Below are 18572 nucleotides of genomic sequence, written 5' to 3'. Positions count from 1 at the left end.
GCTTACATTTCGCGTAAAATAAAAATGAATCACGAATGATTCAAATACGGATACTAGTTTTCTCTCATTTCCACTATTGGTATGTTGATTATTCTATACAAGATTCGTGAAGATGTCATAATAAATTGACAGAGCACAATAATGGAAGATAGAATGTAAATAATTGAGACTAATCAAAAAATTCATAATAATTAGTTTAAGAAAAGGGTGAGAAAAATTGAAAGATAGCCTTTATCATCAATTTTCTACATTCATTGAAGATTGGGTGCCTGAAGAGGCTTCTATTGCCATAGCGGACGAGAATAAATATGTCACGTATATCCCGGGCAAACACGACATTAACATCAATCAAGGACAGCCCATTCCTTCGGGAAGTATTACCGAGCGGGTGTACTTACAGAAAAGCCGTGTGGAGTCTTTAGTTGATAAATCAGTGTTTGGCCTCCCTTACTATGGCGTCGGGTACCCTCTTGAAAACAAAGAGGCAGGACTGAGCGGGGCATTAACGGTGATATTACCGCCTGACTACTATTCATCTCCTGTGTCTTTTATCGTTGGAAGACAAGAAGACGTGTGGATCCCTATCGCTGTGCATCAGATTATTTATATCGAAAGCCATCAAAAGAAGACACTTATTGTGACTGAGGAAGGCTGCTTCCAGTCTAAATATCCTCTTAAAACACTGGAGTTTCGCTTGTCAAATTCATTTATCCGTATTCATCGCTCTTATATCGTTAATATTTCTTATATTAAGCAAATCTCGCGGGATGTCGCTTCCAATTTAGAAATAGCCTTACGAAAACCAGAAGACACCCGCCTTTCCATTAGCCAAAGTTATGTGCAAAAAGTGCGGGATACGTTAGGGTTTTAGGAGAGTTATTGAAAGGAGTTAGCGGGAGTATTAAAAGGGCGGGTTTAAAAACCTGCCCTTTTAATTTTGCCTCTGTGTATTGGTTAAGCTAGACATTCAACAGATTAAGCCGCTTCCAACAAAGGAACAATACAAATATTACTTTGCTGTCGTGCCTCGGTATACGATGAGATTGATCGTATTGAAAAATAAGGTGCCGGCAATCAGGACAGCTGCGGCAATCGCCACGGCACCGGCCGTGTCCATAAGAGCCGCCCAATCCTCTATTTTTACCAAATGATAATTATAAAAAATCTGGAAACTCAGCGCGATCACACACGCGCTGAGGCTCATAACTGATAAAGCCGCCCAATTTTTATTGTCCTGCTTATTCACATACGGGAGGTTCACAAGAGGAAGTATCCAAGCTATTAGTCCAAGCACAAGACTGCCCACATTAAGCCAACCCATCATATCTCATCCCCTTTTATTTAATAATCATTGATTACATGCTGCTTACTAACAGAATAAATTTATACCCTAATATTTTTTGTAAAAAATGGAAATTAATTTCTCTAAATAAGATTATATTACTCTAAAACAGGGAAGTAAACGATGAAAAGTCCTAACTTTAGCAGCCTTTCTTTCTAAGATTCATAATTTGGACAGTAAAAGAAAAGTAACTATGTTTTTCCCTAAGTTTAAACATAAGGTGGGATGTTATGAGTGAACGCTTGAGAGATGGTCTGATTAGTGCGGCCACATTTGCAATTACAGCTATCCTCGTTGGTTACTTCCTTTTCGGGGAAATAAGATGGCAAAACGTCATAGGATTATCGATAGGCGGTTTTATTTCCTGGTACTATATTGTTCCCCGAATTCATAAACGCCGAGAGGAAAAAAACAGGAAGTAAAAAACTTCTTAAATATAATGCCGCTTCAGTATCCGCTATCTGTATTTGCAAGTTAAGTCGGATGGTCATAGGATGCTAATCTGCTTAAACAGGAGGGAGAAAAATGAATGAGTACAGCAGAGTATTAGGTGTAGAAAAAGAAAAAGACAGACGTATGGTTTTCAGGATCATAGATTACTTGTGTTATGCCCTTTTCGTTTTAACATTGACGGCTTTTTTTCTGCCGGTAAATGTTTTTCCTGAGATAGTTACAGGAACTATTTTCATTTGGACTCTTGCTATATACCTTGGGTCAAAGGCAATTGAAGGCCTCGTGGATAAAAAGATGAGGATGGCCTTGTTTTTTGGACCCACCGCTATTTTATGTCTGGGTTTAGGGATCTTCCTCTTAGTTTTGTTATAAATATGCTTGCGAGGAGTGCAGCTGCTTGCTTTTGGCGGGCCTTATGCGCGGAAAAATTGTAACCTTGATGTTCACAGGAGGTTCTACATGTTAAATATGAAATTTAAAATACCTATATATAAACATAGCGTTAAAGAAGTGGACGTTTTTAAGGAAGATGAAAAACTGGGCACCATGCAAAGGTATAATAAAAACCCCTTTATTCACCGTTTCGGGAGGCATATTTCACACAAATTAATTGCTAATATTCGTGTGACAGAACCTAAAGGAAATACTGTTAAATATGATATTTCTGCTGACAACCCGTGGCAGCGAATGATAAAGATGGGCACTTTCTCCATATACGACAGTCATTCATTAATTGGACATGCTGGAGAAAACAGAAAGTTAGGTGTGATTCTGAATTTTTCAATTGGTGATAAAAAATACCGGGCTTTTTCTAAAATTAAAGAACTAAGGAAAATAAATTTTTATAATATAACAGGTGATTCAGAAATTCATATAGGTGCAGCCGAACGCACCCTGAATCCTGCTGTCAACGAAATGAACATCTGTTTAAATGAAGATAATGACTTGGCTCCTTTATTAGTGGCAGGGTTGTGTTACTTACATACAATGATCTAAGCCTGTTTAAATCATGCGCCCTTACTGGAGGACGCTTGTTTTTTATTTTATTTCACCATTTCAGCTGTTTTTCACCCTCTTCGGGCATAAGATGGCTCCTCTTTTCACCATTCCAGCTGCTCCACCCGCTCTTCGGGCAGAAGGCCGCTCTTCTTTTTACCTTTCCAGTTCTTTATCAAGGTTAACGGGTACCTAAGAAGCGGTTCACAGCAAGTGTTTTAACCGGCGAACCCTAACCGAATGGTTTCAGCTCAGTTTTCCAAGCTATAAGGTTCAGGTATATGGCGTAGCCTCCTGCTATAATTAAAAAGAACTGACCTAACCCAAAATCAAGATTCAGTCCATATTCAAAAGCAATTAAAAAGATACTGACAATAAGAATAATAGAAAATATGTTCCGTTTGTACTTTTCCATAGCCGCCTCCCTCTCAAATAATATTCTTCCCCAGAATTCGTCGACCTGTGCCCTCGCTCCTCTTGATCATTATGATAACTATGTAACTATTCCACTATTTTTCGTTTTTCTCTTGCATCATTGACTTAATTTCTTCCAGTAATTCAATTTGTTTATCCTGCCTTTTAATCACCTTTTCGAAAACCTTGGCTGCCACCACTAAAATCAGAATAAAAATTACAAGTATAATCATATCCATTAAGCTCATCACCTCATTCATTATTACTCTCTTAATAAGATCAGCTTTATAACCAGGTATTTAAGTGCCTTACACTGCTCATTTGTTGAACAAGATCCACATCCGTGTTCAAAAGATGATTAAAATGGATTGTAGCCTTTGTCAAAGGGTATAAAAACAATATAAATCGCTACTATAAAACAGAGCCAGAAAATTATAGATGTGAGACGCTGCCTGAAGTATTTATTCTTTTTCATTATGAGCCCTACCGCTAAAGAGTAGAGAACAAAAAGTAAATATGATAGCCCAAACCAGTTAACCCATATATTTCCGATATATTCAATTCCAAAATGCTCATAAGTATTTTTTAAAATCATTCCTGAAAGAAAAAAACCAATAATTAGAAAGAAAAGTGCCTCAAAAAATCTGATAATGTCCTTTTGCCACCACTCCAATATTCCCCCTCCTCTTTAACACCCCGGTTGTAAAACATTATCCATACACTTCTATGAACCCTTATAGCGTCTCAATATTGTTTACTCCCCGTTATATTCTCCATTGGACCCATTCATTCTTTAGGTAAGTTTTCCTTTTTAGCTTTCAATGCGTCGTATTCTCCCCAAATGATATACCCTATCCCGATTACCAGTGCCAATAAACTGAAGTTACTAAGAAGATTTCCTACATACTCTAACATGTTATTAAATAACTGCTCATTCCAACTGGCAACACCAGAACCAAAAACAGCAGCACTAATATATTTAGTTGAAATTAAAAAAGCAGATATAGCAATAAAGGCGACCCCAGTTCCACGTCTAGTCATTTCCTATTTATCCTCTCTAAATAAATTTTTTTGCTTTTTTGATCTATCCCCCTTCAGCTTAACATCATTTTCCAGTTAAAAGTCAACCTGAAAAAGCCGCATCAGCAGCTTTTTAGACCTTCAATATTGCTCAACCAGACGGTTTATTCATAAGATTTCATGCCCACAGTTACCTTTTTTACGCTGATCCCCTCATTCTTCTGCCAGAGGACTTGTTGGAGTAGAGCGGAAGTTAATCCTATTAATGAAAGGGAAAGACCAACGCCCAGGTACACGAGGCGGACATCAAACAGCCCAACGAGCATACCGCCTAACAGAGGTGCGCCAAGGACAACCATCCCGCTTAATGAATTATAGATTCCTGAAACCCGGCCTATGTTCTCCCTGCCAGTTTCTTTTTGGAGAATATAGCTGATAACAATTGTATATATTCCGATTCCAATGCCTGCAGCAAATCCTAATCCTGTAAGAACAAAGCTTTGGACGCCTGTTTCCAGGGTCCCCAGCATCCCGAACGGAACTCCGATGAGAAGAAAGCTGCTTCCAATCAGCACACCGTAATAAGTTATTTTTTTAAAACGGTTCATAACCATCATTACCGCAAGGGCGCCTGCTCCTGAAGATGCCATTACCCAGCCAATCATTTCAGGCCGTTCCGGTGCGACTTCCCTGAGTAAAACGGTTATCTGCACATCTGTCATTTGAATCGCTGTCATCCCAAGGAGTGAAAAAGTAACGGCCACGACCAGGATTTTGCTGGAGAGCACCATTGACCAGCCGTCTTTCCAGGACTGCCAGAAGGACACTTTGTTCCCTGCTTCTACTTCAGCTAATCTGCTCGTTTCCACTTCCTTTTTCTTAATAATGGATAAAAGAATTAGCGCAGAAATAAAATAGGCGGCAGCATTAATCAGGATACATAGACGTGGAGAGAAAATCGCCGCCAGAGATCCTCCTAAAATTGGGCCCATAATTTTAGTAAACTCATTTACCGTGCCATTAAGCGTGACAGCTTTTACAATGAGATTTTCCTCTACTACGTGTTTTATAAGCGCCTGCTGGGCTGGAAAATGAATCACTGTAAGGGTGGCCCGGAGCAGGAGTATCGGCAGGGCGAGCCACGGGCCGGGCGCCATCGCCAGCACAATTGTTAAAACAGCCGTCCCCACATCAGCAATCATCATTAATTTTCCTTTGTTAAAACGGTCTGCCAGTATACCTGCAAACTGGCTCAATAAAGCATGAGGAAGAGCATACATTACTGGTATTAAAGCGATCGTCAGAGGATCCGTTTCCCACACATAACCGAATAATATCATGATCGCCACCATATCAAACCAGCGCCCCAGCATCGATATAGAATAGGAGCTGAACATTCTCATAAAAACAGCATTCTTCCAGATTGAAGAGTTATTCGCCATATCAATCACTCATTTCTGTTTGGTCTTACAAACACTTTATACGGCGAATGTCAGAGGAGTATCAGACATAAAAAAATACCATAATCCCCTATGAGAAATTATGATAAGTCTGCTTGGATTGAAAAACGTAAGGCGGAGACTCCTGCGGGAATAGCAAGCGCTGAAGATCCATCGCGGCATTTTTCGCGATTAGCTGAAGCCTTGCCCGCGGAAAGCGACCGCCTGCAGATGCAATCATCAGATGTATGCTTTCTTATCTTTTAAAAAAACTGCAGCTGCAGGCTTCAGAGATGTTGTTTAAACTGTCTTTCAACTTCTGTTTTAAAGGCGGAAAAGTTAAATTTTTCCGAGAAAAAAGCTTTTTCTTTTAACATTTCTTTATAAAGCTGCTCATCAGAAACTATTTTTTCCAGGAAGAACAAGCATATATCATTGGCGAAATAAACATGGGACATAAACCTGGTGTTTACTGTCACCCTCATTCCTTCAGCTATAAATTCGCGGCCCTTCACCCGGTCGCCCGACTGCAGGGCGAAGACCCCTTTTAATACAACAAATATACCGAGTTCCCGCTGGTACTCTCTCTCTTTAAAAAAGCATTCCATCTTATTTATCACACTATTCACCTTTTCCTGCTCTTTCAGGCAGATAAAAAGCATCATCCTGCTTAATTGTAAAAATGGGTAAAAACCGTGATCTTCAGAGGTTACTAGTCTGTCTGCCTTTTCTAAGTGAACGGCTGCTTCGGAAAAGTCCTCTGCAAACAAGTAAAAGAAGACCGGCGCCAGAATAGTCGCTTCTGCATAGGAGGCTTCAGAAAATAAATTCTTTTGTAGAGCTTTTTCATAGTATGGGAGGACATCTTTCCGCTCGTCAGCAACAAGCATATAAGAATAAAGCATAAAAAGCAGTTTTTCAGAAAAGGCAACTTCCCTTGATTGTGCCAGCTTTAACAAGTCGCCCTCAATTAATGAATAAATAATCTTTGTATTCCTGCCAGGCTCAATCCCGAGAGATTTCTGATCCAAAATTGTTTTAAAGGCTTCGCCGTGGCCATACAGGTGGTACTTATTCAGGAGATGAGTTGTAATTTCTTTAAATTCACGATCATTTTTTAAGGGTGAGGGAGTTTCCTCAGTCTTAGCCACATTTAAGGAATAGCCGTAACCCTTAACCGTTTTGATTGTCATATGAGTGTTCCAGCTCTTCAATTTTCTCCTCAGCCGGTAGATATGGTCGTCCACCGTCCGGTCCCCGGGCGCTTCCAGTTTCCATACGGCATCAAGGAGTTCATCCCGGGAAAATGCCCTGTCCGGATTTTTATATAAAAAACTTAAAAGCTCGTACTCTCTCCTCAGCAGTGAGACCGATTCGCCATTAAAGCTTACCTTGTACTCACTGTGGTCAAAATGCAGCGCCATCTCAAAGCACTCCTTGTTTTTTGCCATCTATGTATATGACTTGCAGTAGCTCCTTATGAACGGCTCTTATTTTTCTCCTTAGCCTCCATTTTTCGTAAAGCCGTCCATCCAGGCAGGCGGGTGCTGCTCAGGTGGTACTCCAGCTCTTTACGATTGAAGCCCTGACACTCCCCGTGTGGCAAGCTTAATGATGAGCTCGGCTATTTCTTCGGGTGATTCCTTCAGCCCGTTTTTCAGCCAGTTTTGCACGACATGAATACTTCCGTTGGCTATAAACAGGCTTAAATACTCGGAATTGTACGGGGCGGCTACTTGATCTTCCTTAAGAGAATTTAATAAATGAGTGTGGGCAAGCATGATCACCTTTTTTTGAAAATCCGGGTCGCCGTGTTCACTGAATAAGGTCTGGCAGCTCTCATGGTTTTCCGCAATATATTCCATGAGCTTCTCTGTCATCTGAATAGCCTCTTCGTCTTCCGAATAGTTGTAAGAGGTTAAGGTCTCATTCAGATCCTCAATAATTTCATCCTCTATTTGTGTAAGCAGATCATACAGGTCCTTATAATGAGAGTAAAAAGTAGACCGGTTAATATCTGCAAGCTCGCAAACTTCTTTTATTGTGATCGTTGATAACGGCTTTTCCTGCATTCGTTTTATAAAACTGTTCTTTAATACTAAACGGGTGTATTTTTTACGTCTGTCCAATTTTGAACTCACCATTTTCCCGCCTTTTGTCAGTTGTCCAACTAATTCACATCATGTGTTGGATAACTAATATTTTTAACCAAACTGTTTGTTGATTAGACAACACAGTGTCATTATAATTATTCCTTAGTGAAGATTCAAGGAGTGGTGGAATGCGGGATTTTGCAGCAAAAATTATTAAGCACAAACTGCCTATCGTTATTATATTTTTCATCTTAACTGTCCTTAGTGCTGTAGCGCAGTTTTTCGTTCCGATCAATTACAATATGAATGATTATGTCCCGGAAGATTCCACTTCAACCGTTGCCGTTGAGGTGATGGAAACAGAGTTTGGCAGCTCCATGCCGAATGCCGAGGTGATGATCACCGATGTAACCGTTCTGGAAGCCCTTTTATATAAGGAAAGACTTGAGGCAATTGACGGCGTTGAAGAGGTCTCGTGGCTTGACGACATGCTCGATTTAACCATCCCCCTGGAGATGGCAGAACAGGATGTAACAGAGTCTTATTATTACGACGAACATGCCCTCTTTTCCGTTACGATCCGTGAAGGAGAAGAAGTAGAAGCAACAGATGAAATTTATGAGCTTATCGGCGAGGAAAACGCCCTTGCTGGAGAAGCCGCAGATACAGCCGTTTCGCAGAAAATGGCGTTTACAGAAACATTATACGCTGCGATGCTTTTAGTTCCGATCATCATTATTATTCTCGTGTTGTCCACCAATTCATGGGTTGAACCCGTCTTTTTTCTGACAGCCATTGGTGTGTCAGTCATTATAAATTTAGGCACTAATATTTTTATAGGAGAAATCTCCTTTATTACGCAATCTGTCGCCCCTATTTTACAGCTCGCTGTTTCTCTCGATTATGCGATATTCCTGCTTCATAGTTTTTCAGAACACCGCAAAAAGACAGCTTCGCCTGAGGAAGCGATGCAGCTTGCGATCAGGAAATCCTTCCCTGCCATTGCAGCGAGTGCGGCGACAACTTTCTTTGGTTTTATGGCTCTCACGTTCATGCAGTTCGAAATTGGTGCTGATCTGGGAATCAATCTCGTCAAAGGGATCGTCCTGAGTTTTATCAGTGTCGTCGTATTCCTTCCTGCACTGACGATCATGTTTTATAAATGGATCGACAAAACAGAGCACAAGCCTATCATTCCTCCTTTTAAAAACATCGGCAATGTCGTTCTTAAATTCAGGTATATCAGCGTGATCGCTGTTTTCCTGATGATTGTCCCTGCCTACCTGGCACAGCAGGAAACGACGTTTATCTACGGCATTGGCGAACAGCCGGAGGATACCCGCCTCGGAAGTGATGAGGCCGCAATCGATGAGGTTTTCGGGATGTCCACTCCTATTGCTCTTCTCGTTCGACGAGGCGATGTGGCCCGGGAAGTTGAGCTGGAACAGGAGCTGGAGGACATCGCACACGTATCCAGCATCTTTTCCTATAACCAGTCGGTCAGCCCGGCCATTCCGCCGGAGTATCTCGATGACGCGGTAAGAGAACAGTTCTATTCGGAAAACTACAGTCAGATTATCGTTTATACAGAGACCGATTCTGAAGGTGATACGGCCTTTAGCGCAGTGGAAAACGTGCTTGATACGGCCGAATCCTACTATGGGGATGATTTCCATGCCCTCGGGGAAAGCGTCTCTCTTTATGACATTAAAACGATCGTTCAGAAAGATAACACGGTCGTAAACTACCTTACCGTGATTGCCATCGCGATTGTCCTGTTAGTTACATTCCGGTCTCTGTCGCTTCCGGTCGTCCTTCTGCTGACGATTCAGTCGGCTGTCTGGATAAACCTTGCTGTTCCTTATTTCACGGAGGCGCCTTTAGTTTTTGTTGGCTATCTCGTGGTTGGGACCGTACAGCTTGCGGCGACAGTTGATTATGCCATTCTCTTTTCGGAAAATTATCTTCATAACCGAAAACAGATGCCTGCCAGACAAGCGATGATGAAAACGATTGATGATAAGACGTTCTCCATTTCCATTTCAGCCGCTATTCTGGCAAGTGTGGGGATTATTCTCTGGATGACCTCGTCAAATCCAATCGTTTCATCCATTGGCCTGCTTCTCGGAAGAGGGGCGACCCTGGCATTTATTATGGTCCTTTTCTTCCTGCCAGCCGTCATGCTCTTGTTTGATAAAGTGATTAGCAAAACAACACTGAAAGCGAATTTTTACAGGGAGGATGACTAACCATGAAAAAGAAACTATCACTCGTGTTAGCTGCTTCACTTCTCGCCCTTCCTTTGTATTCAGGGTCGGCAAATGAAAATGAACCAGCTCATTCGGCCGCCCCGGAAGCAGAAGACGGTCCGGCTGCCGATTCAACCGGCCAAGCGGATTCAAAGGAGGAAGTGGTCTACGGGACCCTCAAATCTGACGGAAGCCTGAATGAACTCTATGTGGTGAACATGCTTCAGGTCACTGAGCCAGGCTTACTCATTGATTACGGGGACTACGAGTCTGTGAAAAATTTAACCGACCTCACAGACATAGAGCTTACGGATGACGCTGTGCACATTGAAGCGTCCGAAGAAGGTATGTTTTATTATCAGGGGAACATGCAGGAGGCAGAACTGCCATGGGATATTGAAATCTCTTACCTTCTCGACGGAGAGGCAGTGACTCCTGATGAACTTGCAGGAGAAAACGGCCATTTAGAATTGTCGATCAATACAACTGCAAACGAAAACAAAGATCTGTCTTTTTATGAAAATTACACGTTACAGATTTCTCTCACAGCGGACACTGACCTCATCAGCATTATTGAAGCCGAAGACGCGAATATCGCTAATGCAGGGAAAAAGAGGCAGATTACGTATACTGTCATGCCTGAGACTGACGCAGATTTTACGCTTACAGCGGATGTGGAAGACTTTGAAATGGAAGGAATCGATATAAATGCCATTCCACTGTCTATGGCAATCGAGGATCCTGATACAGAAGAAATGACAGAAGATATGCGTTCGTTAAGCGACGCTATTAAAGAGATTAATGATGGTGTTTTTGAATTACTGTCCGGTGTAACTGAATTGAAAGACGGCGCACAGAGCCTTAACGACGGCTCCGGTGACTATCACAGCGGGATCAGGGAGATCAGGGATTCCTCCTCTGAGCTGATTGAGGGTTCAGAAGACATCCAGTCGGCGCTCTGGCAAATGCATGCCGAAGTCGGCGGTTCATCCGGTGACATGGATCTCGGTGAACTTTCGGAACTGCCTGACGGTTTATCCCAGATGGCTGCCGGCCTTGAAGAAGCCGGCGATGGGCTGATCGAGCTTCACGGCAGCTTTTCGGAAGCGTTTGGGAGTCTTGACGGAGCCATGCAGGGAATTCCCGGGTATGACATCTCCGAAGAAGACATCGAGCAGCTGTATGCTAGCGGCGCAAATCAGGAGACCATCGACCAGCTCGTTGAAACTTACACTGCTGCACAGACAGCTAAAGGAACGTACGACCAGGTAAGAGATGCTTTTACCGCTACAGAAGGGGCACTGCTCGAGACCGGCAATGCCATCAATGAAATAAGCGGCCAGTTATACGGCATCTCCAGCGACCTGTCTGCAAGTATGGAAAATATGGACGGTCTTGACGGCTTAGCTGAGCTGGAAGACGGGCTTGGACAGCTTGCCGGGAACTACGGTGAATTCCATGAGGGTCTGACAGACTATACAGACGGAGTCAGCGAGCTTGCTAATTCCTACAGCGAAATTGATGGCGGCATCGACGAACTCGCTGACGGATCTGCGGATCTGGAAAACGGTGTGAGCGAGCTTTCTGAAGGAACGGCAGAATTAGCGGAAGAAACGAGTGACCTGCCGGAACAGTTCCAGCAGGAAATTGACGACAGACTCGACGAGTTTGACCGTTCCGATTTCGATCCTGTTTCCTTCGTCTCAGCCGATAACTCAAACGTCGAATCAGTCCAGTTCATCCTTACAACAGAAGCCATTGAAATCGAAGAACAAGAAACAGCAGCTGCTGAAGAGGAAGAAGAAAGCCCAGGATTCTGGGAAGGGCTGATGAATTTGTTTTTTTTGATGGTTTTGAAGTTTAGATAGATGAATAATTGTAGTGATTGCAGTCCGCCAGGTGGACGCTTGCCCAGGGCTTGTCTTCAACTAACTTTCCTGAAGGCCGCTTCGGGAAAGTGGATTTTCAGACTGCGCAGATCCTCCGGGTGTCCTCGCCTTCGTTCACCGGAAGGATTTATTTTTCAAATTTTTGCAATCACTAAGCGAGGCATTTAGGACATCCTCTCGCATTATTTTAGTTTGGACCAAGCCTCTTGCAGGTTAAATTTATTTGTTAAAGAGAACGTCACTGTATCTCAACTGCAAAAAAAGCCGCCTTTGCAGATTCCAAAGGGTTACTTATGAGGTGCAAAATTATAAATCTCACAAAAAATCACAAGTTAAATCACAGTGAAAAGGCACGAAGAACACCTATTCTTCGTGCTATTAAATATCATATTTGCTTGTTAGACTAACGCTTCCCGTTAGTTGAATATCAACGTTTTATCTGCAACTTTATAATATCTTGTTTATCTTTGAAGTTAATAGTGATTTTATATTCATCTTCTTCATATGTTTCAAAATTCACAGTACCAACTAAAAAAGATATAGCATTACCCTCAATTTTCGTTTCCATATCTCCAACATTACCTGTACTCAAACCATCTCTACCTTCAAATTCAATGTCAATATTCTCAATTTCTTCCTGTGTTAGCTCAAAACCTTTAGTTTCGATTTCAACCCAATTTATCTTTTTCTCTTCATACAATCCTGAATTGTATATGTAACTAACATTCCAGTATTCTCCTTCCCCATAAAAGATTACTTCATCGGAAATAACCGTTTGTGTCGTTGCAGAACAAGCCGTCAAAATAACAATAAGTAAAATACCAAACAATACTCTCAACTTCATTTTTAAACCACCCTTTTCTTAATAGCTTCCTCCATAATAAAAACAACCATTCTTGCACTAAACTCCCCGTTAGCACCACAACAGCAGCATTAGCTTCTTGTGCTATCGCTCTCCTTTAGTACAATAAATAAATTTATTAAATAATGACTATTCCAAAAGTTATAAAGGAAACGCCAATCAATATAATAAAGCCTTTAACCATGCCTAATGGAAGCCTATTTAAGAACTTAAACAAGAATTCTAATTCAATGTAGCCACTAACACCAATAACACCTTTATCTTTATAGTCTTCCTTTTTCATTCTAAATAAAGAAGAGTAAAGAACAATTACCCCCCACAATATTAGTAAAGCCCCTATGGCTATGTTCACTTTACTCACATCCCCTTCTTATTGGATTTTACCATGAAAATCAGTTTACTTTTATACAACGAACCTCCCCGTTAGCTGAATATCTCAACCACACTGAAAAATATAATAGTTCCACCAAAAAGAAAATATATAATAGCATGTACTTTACGTTTATCATGAGTTTCTGTAATTCCGCTAACTAAAAACAGTAACCCAAAGAGTAATGTTCCGTAGGTCATCGTCAATCTATAGTCACCTGTTATTAGACTATATCCGTCCAAAGGAAAGCTCCATAACCGCTACAATTACTCTTAATATTTTCATCATCACCATCCACTCCCATGAAGATTATCTTTGCTGAAACCTGCCTCGTTAGTGTAATAGAAATTAAATTTGCTTATTGTAGGATTCTCCCCGTTAGCACCATAAAAGTCCAGGCAGCTTCTTGAAGTATTGTATAGCGTTAGTTCAACAAGGTTTTATTTGATTTCATATTTTAGGTCTCAAAAATAATGATTGATCTATAACTGAGGATAAATCTATTTGAGGATGTTCTTGTTTTATTAGTTCATATACTTCTTGAATTATTATTTCTAATTCTCTTATTGAAAGTGTAGGGTTATGCATAAAAATGGAATCTAAACGATTTACTATATTTTCTGGGGTAATTGCCATTGATTCTAGTGTCTGTTTTTGCCACTTAAAAGCAGGGTGATGAACATATAGACGGTTTAAACCAAACAGCATGCCCATAATATTCGTTTGGACAGCTACCATTACTTTATAAAGCATTAACCAATCTTTACGATTGAGCAAAGCCTCACGATTATTCCATCTGTTACCTAAATGAATATTTTCTTTTATCATTGCTATACTTAAATCATTCGGGTAGTTACTAACTTTTTCTTTCATAGTTTTAATAAGTTTATCACCACTGAGTGGCACCCCATAATAAACCGTAGCTACTATACATTGTTTATCTAAATCTGTATCGAAAGATAATATAACATCTTTTATCATTTTGTTAATTGTATCGGTTAGAAAATTACTTATTTCTAGCTTTACACCTTTAGTTATATATGTTTCCGACCATTCCTCATCTTCATAAGGGTGAAAATCGAGGAGATCACCTTTTAATTTCTTGATTGGTGTTAACCTATCCTCATCTGTTGGAGACTCCTTCCAAAGAACAAAAATTTCAATATCTGAGTATTTATCATCCCAATTCCTTGACACGGAACCACCTAATAAGACACCTTCAACATTTGGATTTTTTTCATAAATTTTTGCTATATCTGAGGCAAATATTTTTAAATCCATAGCACTGCTCCTTTTAATAAAATGATATTTAATTAATACACTTAACTCCCCTATAGTTTAACATCATTTTCCAGTAATTGATCAATAAAAAAAGCTGCATTTGCAGCTTCCTGGATCTTCAACTATTGCACCCGTTTGTTTAAGTACATTCATTCACGAACTTGCTTTTTTTACATAATTCACCTTGTTACTTCCAATTGCTTTATCAACCAATGATAAATCTATTTTAGGAAGTTAAGCACAACGTTCTTGAATTTTTCTGGTTCTTCGAAGTGAGGAAAGTGTCCACTATCTTGTAGTGTGATACTCTCACCATGTTTTACATCTGACAGAAAGGTTCTTTTCTGTTCATCACATGTTACTGGGTCATATTTTCCATTAATTAAAAGAGCGGGCTGTGTAACTTCATTAAGTCTTGGAAGTAACGAATTAAATATTTCATTCTCCTCAAACAATCGGTCATTATGAACATTATTTTTTTCGAAAAACTGCTTCCATTCATCCTCTGTATATAATGAATAATCAGTTGGGTGTTCAAAATTATGAACGTGTATTTCTATTCCCTTTTCCCCTAATTCTGGACGTATGTCCATAAACTCCAACATTAAATCCTTGGCTGGCTTATCTGACTTGGATAATTCTAGGCATTTCTCTGCCAGGGTCTCTTTTCGCACTTCACTAAACAATTTCGAGGCTTTTATTAATGAATTTCTCGCCGAAAGTTCCGAATCAAAAGTGGGACATTCAAAAATGATATGACTAACTGACTTTGGAAAAGTGGTCGCATATAAAAGACTAAAATAACCACCGAAAGAATGCCCTAACAGTGCCCATTTTTCAATTCCTAATTCTTTCCTAAGTTCCTCAAAATCCAGAATAATATCATTTAAAGAAAAGCCTTCTTCTTTTTTTATTCCTTCAGAGCGAGAAACCCCTCTCTGGTCAACCGCAATAAGTCTAACATCTTCCTGTAATCTTTCTGCTTGATGATAACAAAAATCATAACACCCTTGACCAGGACCACCATGAATATAAAGTAAAGGCGTGTTATTTTCCGAACCATAACTTTCTACATACATATCTTTTCCTCGAATATTAATCAATTTTCCGTTTGAAGTTTTTTCCATTTTTTCTTCCCCCTTGTCTATTTGCTTACAATACTTCTATATAGCACTATGTAAACGCCTTTCTTCTTTCTTATTCAACAAACCTCCCCGTTAGTTTAACATCATTTTCCAATTATGAACTAGCTGCATATGCAGCTTCGTGGGTCTTCAACTATTGCTCGCCGTTACTCACAGTTACTCCTCTATGTCAATTAAGTCTGTATAGGTTTTAACAAAATACCTTTCTAGTATCTCCACTAACTTTCCATTTAGATTTTCATACTTACGATCTGATTCCTCTATAACATCATAAAATTCATCCTCTTCAATTTCATCGCTTTCTAACGCCTGAAATAATCTCCAGAGTTCTTCGCCATACTTCTTTTCAATTTCTGCGTAGTCTTCAGCACCAATTTTTTCAAGAATAAACGTGAGTTCTTTTATGTAATTTAATATTCCAACTTCTTCTATATACGAAGAGAACCAATTAAGTAAACTCTCATGCCCCCCACTTTCAAGTGCAGAATAGTAGTTGAAGACAACGTATGTTTCGTTGGCAACTTTATTTTCAGTAGGAAAATCATACTCCGACATAACTTGAATAACTGCGTTCCATATATCATCATCAGTAAGTAAGTCTTCCTTTTTCATTTTGTATTTCATATAATAATTCCCCATCCAAATAGTTATTTTAATCCATTAGCTTATGATCATTCGAACCAACTGCAGATAGTCTATTTTTATAATATTCGATGAAATTAAAGTATCCCCTTCTTTCAAATGGAGAAGAATCACCTCAACCAGGCAGAGAAAAACCACGGTCATGTCAGAGCATAATCGCGGTTGTGTATATGTTATTCGTTTCCTTTTTTCTTTCCAAGAGCCAGTGCTCCAAGAACAAGTGGGATCTGCAACGGCAGCCGCAGCCACAGAATCCATGGGCTGGCGGGTTTTCCTGGTATGAAGGAAATTTTCTTTACTGCCATATAAATGTTTGCAGGAAACACGATGACCAGGAAAATGGCCAACAGTTTCGAAGTCAGCAGCTGGGCTTTTTTGACCCAGAGCAGAATCGAAAACAGCATTTCAATAGCGCCGGAAACGAGAACGATGGCACGCCTGAAGGGCAGGTGCTTTGGCACGATTCTGCGAAAGCCCCGTTCATGGACGAAGTGTAAAATACCTGCAACAAAAAGAAGTACGGAATAAAAAACTCTTACTGCCTTCATCACGACCCTCCCTCCTTTCATACAGTTGCCTACTTCCCTGTTTATGAGGAAACAAATCAGCTTTTAATAAGGTACGGGATACGCTTCTACAGGACAGGTTACTTCCATCTCGTCACCCTTCCTGGCAATGGTCAGTGTAACAGGGGTATCGAGAGAAGTTTGATTGAGCATTTTTTCAAACGATTCATGCCCTGTCTACGCCATTGATTGTCTTAATCGTATCTTCAGGATGAATGCCGGCAGCGGTAGCAGCCGAACCTTCCTTTACTTTTACCACTTTCGTCCCGTTCCCATGCTCCTCTGATAAACGTAACTAATACAAACTCCTCCTCTATAAATACCACTGTGACTCTTAAATATTGTCATCCGCTTCTTCTGCTATCCTCCCCTTAGTTTAACATCATTTTCCAGTATATAGATGCAAAAAAAAGAGCTGCAAAAACTGCAACTCGTAATTTTACTAACGCTTACCCATTTGTTGAAGATTACTTTACTTTGCTGTCTAAATCATCTATCTTCTTTTCAATTCTTCTCAACTGTTCGCTTCTTTTTTTTGTTAAACGTACTATGTAGAAAATTAAAATAATTATAGACACAGGAACTAATAATGCAACTATCTGATAAAAAATATTAATAAAATCTGTCGCCACTATACTTCCCCCTTAATTAAAAGCTCTTACCTGTTAGTTAATATCCTTTACTTCTAATGTTTGTCATTTAACTTCTTTAACAACTCAATTATTTCTGCGATTTTTTATAATAGAATTCCTTATAATCTCTCTATATCTTTCACCAATACAGGTAAGCCATTATGAAACAAATGTTGATTGCCTTCAAGTTCCCGTAAGGATGCTTGTGGAAGGTTTTCTGAATAGGTTTTATGATGTTTAATAGGGACGATCACTTCGTCGCGGCTGTGGTAAAGAAACAGGTTGGGTATTGCGGGCAAATTTTTCTGGAAATTATCTTGGAGCATGAAATCATTTAACTGCCAATCTTCATCTAACCCCCAGTATGGTGAAGCAATGATAAACAAACCACAGAAAGTCTGATTAGATGATTACTCGGAAAGGTACTTTAATAAAACAGATCCTCCCAATGAATGACCCACTAAAATCACGTCTCCGTTAAGCTTATCCAGTTCTTTTTCAAGCTGTTTCTTCCATAGAATATATTCGGGGTTCTCCGGGTTAGGCATCTTTGGACAAACAAAGTTATATTGATTCCTGAGTTCTCTTTCCAAATACGCTGACAGATTGCTGCTTCCTTCTCCTCCGCCTTGCGGACCAGCACTGTGAATAAATAAAACTGTTTTTTGCACCTTGGCTTCCTCCCCTTCCTAATTAAAGCCCCCTGTTTCTTGAACAACCTATCTCATACCCAGTAAATTTAGTAAGATATAAATCGTTTTCTCCACGTCAATTCGTAAGAGGAGTGGCAGCTTGTTTCACGAACTCCCCCTTTAGTTGAAGAACTCTACTTTTGCTTATGGATATAGTTTCCAATTCTTATCATACTACTGCACATATAAATAACTCAAAATTATTATTGCCTCACTTCGAGGGAGCACAACAGAAACCTACTCATTGAAGAGCTCTAGAAACCATCCGAAAATGCCTGCACCTGTTACTTCGGCGACTATAAAGCCTGAAACAACACCCAATACACCAAGCGCAATATAGTATTTCTTTTTATTATTCATAACTTCAAATAACCTCCCTCTATAAAGTTTAATTTTCTTCTAAATACTAACGGATACTTACAATTTCACAAACACCAGATAAGATTCTCACGCATAAATATGGATATATATTGAAACTGGAATATAT

General features: G+C 39.9%; 24 protein-coding genes and 1 pseudogene. 6 read left to right on the top strand and 19 right to left on the bottom strand.

The window, feature by feature from the left end:
- Window positions 1-217 precede the first annotated feature (217 nt).
- Complete coding sequence (locus K8O68_RS07070; protein ID WP_230896224.1) at window positions 218-871, top strand: LytR/AlgR family response regulator transcription factor; 654 nt, start codon at window positions 218-220, stop codon at window positions 869-871.
- A gap of 138 nt (window positions 872-1009) precedes the next feature.
- Here K8O68_RS07070 and K8O68_RS07065 read toward each other — a convergent pair whose 3' ends face one another.
- Complete coding sequence (locus K8O68_RS07065; protein WP_230896223.1) at window positions 1010-1324, bottom strand: hypothetical protein; 315 nt, start codon at window positions 1322-1324, stop codon at window positions 1010-1012.
- A 248-nt stretch (window positions 1325-1572) separates the two neighbouring features.
- On the opposite strand from K8O68_RS07065, the gene K8O68_RS07060 reads away from it, so the two are divergent.
- The 3 genes from K8O68_RS07060 to K8O68_RS07050 all read left to right on the top strand — a co-directional run bounded on the left by K8O68_RS07060 (window position 1573) and on the right by K8O68_RS07050 (window position 2791).
- Window positions 1573-1764 (top strand): hypothetical protein, encoded by a 192-nt coding sequence (locus K8O68_RS07060; protein WP_230896222.1) that lies wholly within the window; start codon window positions 1573-1575, stop codon window positions 1762-1764.
- A 103-nt stretch (window positions 1765-1867) separates the two neighbouring features.
- The gene (locus K8O68_RS07055; protein WP_230896221.1) at window positions 1868-2167 is read left to right on the top strand and encodes a hypothetical protein; all 300 of its coding nucleotides are present in this window, start codon (window positions 1868-1870) and stop codon (window positions 2165-2167) included.
- An 87-nt stretch (window positions 2168-2254) separates the two neighbouring features.
- On the top strand, window positions 2255-2791 hold the full coding sequence (locus tag K8O68_RS07050) for a tubby C-terminal domain-like protein (protein ID WP_230896220.1): 537 nt from the start codon (window positions 2255-2257) through the stop codon (window positions 2789-2791).
- 232 nt (window positions 2792-3023) lie between these two features.
- Here the strand turns inward: K8O68_RS07050 and K8O68_RS07045 are convergent, their stop codons facing one another.
- The 7 genes from K8O68_RS07045 to K8O68_RS07015 form a co-directional block, all read right to left on the bottom strand.
- Window positions 3024-3206 carry a hypothetical protein gene (locus K8O68_RS07045; RefSeq protein ID WP_230896219.1) on the bottom strand — a complete coding sequence of 61 codons (183 nt, stop codon included), beginning with the start codon at window positions 3204-3206 and terminating at the stop codon, window positions 3024-3026.
- 94 nt (window positions 3207-3300) lie between these two features.
- The gene (locus tag K8O68_RS07040) at window positions 3301-3465 is read right to left on the bottom strand and encodes a hypothetical protein (protein ID WP_230896218.1); all 165 of its coding nucleotides are present in this window, start codon (window positions 3463-3465) and stop codon (window positions 3301-3303) included.
- A gap of 98 nt (window positions 3466-3563) precedes the next feature.
- Window positions 3564-3878, bottom strand: a complete 315-nt coding sequence (locus K8O68_RS07035; protein WP_230896217.1) for a hypothetical protein — start codon at window positions 3876-3878, stop codon at window positions 3564-3566.
- Window positions 3879-3991: 113 nt separating this feature from the next.
- A complete protein-coding gene (locus K8O68_RS07030; protein ID WP_230896216.1) occupies window positions 3992-4246 on the bottom strand; it encodes a hypothetical protein in 255 nt (84 codons plus the stop codon).
- Window positions 4247-4389: 143 nt separating this feature from the next.
- Complete coding sequence (locus K8O68_RS07025; RefSeq protein WP_230896215.1) at window positions 4390-5667, bottom strand: MFS transporter; 1278 nt, start codon at window positions 5665-5667, stop codon at window positions 4390-4392.
- Between the two features lie 284 nt (window positions 5668-5951).
- Entirely contained in the window at window positions 5952-7088 is a 1137-nt protein-coding gene (locus K8O68_RS07020; protein WP_230896214.1) for a winged helix-turn-helix domain-containing protein, read from the bottom strand.
- Window positions 7089-7235: 147 nt separating this feature from the next.
- Window positions 7236-7793: a TetR/AcrR family transcriptional regulator gene (locus tag K8O68_RS07015; RefSeq protein ID WP_235788440.1), complete on the bottom strand. Its 558-nt coding sequence runs from the start codon at window positions 7791-7793 to the stop codon at window positions 7236-7238.
- Between the two features lie 152 nt (window positions 7794-7945).
- Between K8O68_RS07015 and K8O68_RS07010 the strand changes: the two genes are divergently transcribed.
- Both K8O68_RS07010 and K8O68_RS07005 read left to right on the top strand, forming a co-directional pair.
- Window positions 7946-10006: an efflux RND transporter permease subunit gene (locus tag K8O68_RS07010; protein WP_230896212.1), complete on the top strand. Its 2061-nt coding sequence runs from the start codon at window positions 7946-7948 to the stop codon at window positions 10004-10006.
- A 2-nt stretch (window positions 10007-10008) separates the two neighbouring features.
- Window positions 10009-11874 (top strand): YhgE/Pip domain-containing protein, encoded by a 1866-nt coding sequence (locus K8O68_RS07005; RefSeq protein ID WP_230896211.1) that lies wholly within the window; start codon window positions 10009-10011, stop codon window positions 11872-11874.
- 448 nt (window positions 11875-12322) lie between these two features.
- Here K8O68_RS07005 and K8O68_RS07000 read toward each other — a convergent pair whose 3' ends face one another.
- The 11 genes and pseudogenes from K8O68_RS07000 to K8O68_RS21410 form a co-directional block, all read right to left on the bottom strand.
- Window positions 12323-12739, bottom strand: a complete 417-nt coding sequence (locus K8O68_RS07000; protein ID WP_230896210.1) for a hypothetical protein — start codon at window positions 12737-12739, stop codon at window positions 12323-12325.
- 136 nt (window positions 12740-12875) lie between these two features.
- On the bottom strand, window positions 12876-13109 hold the full coding sequence (locus K8O68_RS06995; protein ID WP_230896209.1) for a hypothetical protein: 234 nt from the start codon (window positions 13107-13109) through the stop codon (window positions 12876-12878).
- Between the two features lie 71 nt (window positions 13110-13180).
- On the bottom strand, window positions 13181-13327 hold the full coding sequence (locus K8O68_RS21580) for an inner membrane CreD family protein (RefSeq protein WP_370640497.1): 147 nt from the start codon (window positions 13325-13327) through the stop codon (window positions 13181-13183).
- 250 nt (window positions 13328-13577) lie between these two features.
- Entirely contained in the window at window positions 13578-14408 is an 831-nt protein-coding gene (locus K8O68_RS06990; RefSeq protein ID WP_230896208.1) for a DUF4037 domain-containing protein, read from the bottom strand.
- 221 nt (window positions 14409-14629) lie between these two features.
- Window positions 14630-15535, bottom strand: coding sequence for an alpha/beta fold hydrolase (locus K8O68_RS06985; protein ID WP_230896207.1), 906 nt, complete (start codon window positions 15533-15535; stop codon window positions 14630-14632).
- A gap of 174 nt (window positions 15536-15709) precedes the next feature.
- Window positions 15710-16177 (bottom strand): hypothetical protein, encoded by a 468-nt coding sequence (locus K8O68_RS06980; protein ID WP_230896206.1) that lies wholly within the window; start codon window positions 16175-16177, stop codon window positions 15710-15712.
- Between the two features lie 191 nt (window positions 16178-16368).
- The gene (locus K8O68_RS06975) at window positions 16369-16743 is read right to left on the bottom strand and encodes a DoxX family protein (protein ID WP_230896253.1); all 375 of its coding nucleotides are present in this window, start codon (window positions 16741-16743) and stop codon (window positions 16369-16371) included.
- Window positions 16744-16927: 184 nt separating this feature from the next.
- Window positions 16928-17035: pseudogene (locus K8O68_RS21415) on the bottom strand (PDZ domain-containing protein); the annotation flags it as partial.
- A gap of 193 nt (window positions 17036-17228) precedes the next feature.
- Window positions 17229-17393, bottom strand: a complete 165-nt coding sequence (locus tag K8O68_RS06965) for a hypothetical protein (RefSeq protein WP_230896204.1) — start codon at window positions 17391-17393, stop codon at window positions 17229-17231.
- Between the two features lie 410 nt (window positions 17394-17803).
- Window positions 17804-18064: an alpha/beta hydrolase gene (locus tag K8O68_RS21575; protein ID WP_230896203.1), complete on the bottom strand. Its 261-nt coding sequence runs from the start codon at window positions 18062-18064 to the stop codon at window positions 17804-17806.
- A gap of 258 nt (window positions 18065-18322) precedes the next feature.
- Window positions 18323-18445, bottom strand: coding sequence for a hypothetical protein (locus K8O68_RS21410; RefSeq protein WP_255717065.1), 123 nt, complete (start codon window positions 18443-18445; stop codon window positions 18323-18325).
- Window positions 18446-18572: the final 127 nt, after the last annotated feature.

The sequence above is a fragment of the Salipaludibacillus sp. CUR1 genome (assembly GCF_021028955.1).
In the GTDB taxonomy this organism is placed as follows: Bacteria; Bacillota; Bacilli; order Bacillales; family Salisediminibacteriaceae; genus Salipaludibacillus.
The sequence above is the reverse complement of the archived record's forward strand: the minus strand, read 5'-3'. Positions and strand labels throughout refer to the sequence as shown.

Excerpts from the sequence above, each read along its gene's own strand:
- K8O68_RS21410 (WP_255717065.1), bottom strand. The coding sequence starts at position 18,445 with ATGAATAATAAAAAGAAATACTATATTGCGCTTGGTGTATTGGGTGTT.
- K8O68_RS07030 (WP_230896216.1), bottom strand. The coding sequence starts at position 4,246 with ATGACTAGACGTGGAACTGGGGTCGCCTTTATTGCTATATCTGCTTTT.
- K8O68_RS07040 (WP_230896218.1), bottom strand. The coding sequence starts at position 3,465 with ATGAATGAGGTGATGAGCTTAATGGATATGATTATACTTGTAATTTTT.
- K8O68_RS07045 (WP_230896219.1), bottom strand. The coding sequence starts at position 3,206 with ATGGAAAAGTACAAACGGAACATATTTTCTATTATTCTTATTGTCAGT.
- K8O68_RS07055 (WP_230896221.1), top strand. The coding sequence starts at position 1,868 with ATGAATGAGTACAGCAGAGTATTAGGTGTAGAAAAAGAAAAAGACAGA.
- K8O68_RS07010 (WP_230896212.1), top strand. The coding sequence starts at position 7,946 with ATGCGGGATTTTGCAGCAAAAATTATTAAGCACAAACTGCCTATCGTT.
- K8O68_RS07050 (WP_230896220.1), top strand. The coding sequence starts at position 2,255 with ATGTTAAATATGAAATTTAAAATACCTATATATAAACATAGCGTTAAA.
- K8O68_RS07020 (WP_230896214.1), bottom strand. The coding sequence starts at position 7,088 with ATGGCGCTGCATTTTGACCACAGTGAGTACAAGGTAAGCTTTAATGGC.
- K8O68_RS21580 (WP_370640497.1), bottom strand. The coding sequence starts at position 13,327 with ATGACCTACGGAACATTACTCTTTGGGTTACTGTTTTTAGTTAGCGGA.
- K8O68_RS06975 (WP_230896253.1), bottom strand. The coding sequence starts at position 16,743 with ATGAAGGCAGTAAGAGTTTTTTATTCCGTACTTCTTTTTGTTGCAGGT.
- K8O68_RS07005 (WP_230896211.1), top strand. The coding sequence starts at position 10,009 with ATGAAAAAGAAACTATCACTCGTGTTAGCTGCTTCACTTCTCGCCCTT.
- K8O68_RS07000 (WP_230896210.1), bottom strand. The coding sequence starts at position 12,739 with ATGAAGTTGAGAGTATTGTTTGGTATTTTACTTATTGTTATTTTGACG.
- K8O68_RS07060 (WP_230896222.1), top strand. The coding sequence starts at position 1,573 with ATGAGTGAACGCTTGAGAGATGGTCTGATTAGTGCGGCCACATTTGCA.
- K8O68_RS07025 (WP_230896215.1), bottom strand. The coding sequence starts at position 5,667 with ATGGCGAATAACTCTTCAATCTGGAAGAATGCTGTTTTTATGAGAATG.
- K8O68_RS06990 (WP_230896208.1), bottom strand. The coding sequence starts at position 14,408 with ATGGATTTAAAAATATTTGCCTCAGATATAGCAAAAATTTATGAAAAA.
- K8O68_RS06980 (WP_230896206.1), bottom strand. The coding sequence starts at position 16,177 with ATGAAATACAAAATGAAAAAGGAAGACTTACTTACTGATGATGATATA.
- K8O68_RS07065 (WP_230896223.1), bottom strand. The coding sequence starts at position 1,324 with ATGATGGGTTGGCTTAATGTGGGCAGTCTTGTGCTTGGACTAATAGCT.
- K8O68_RS06985 (WP_230896207.1), bottom strand. The coding sequence starts at position 15,535 with ATGGAAAAAACTTCAAACGGAAAATTGATTAATATTCGAGGAAAAGAT.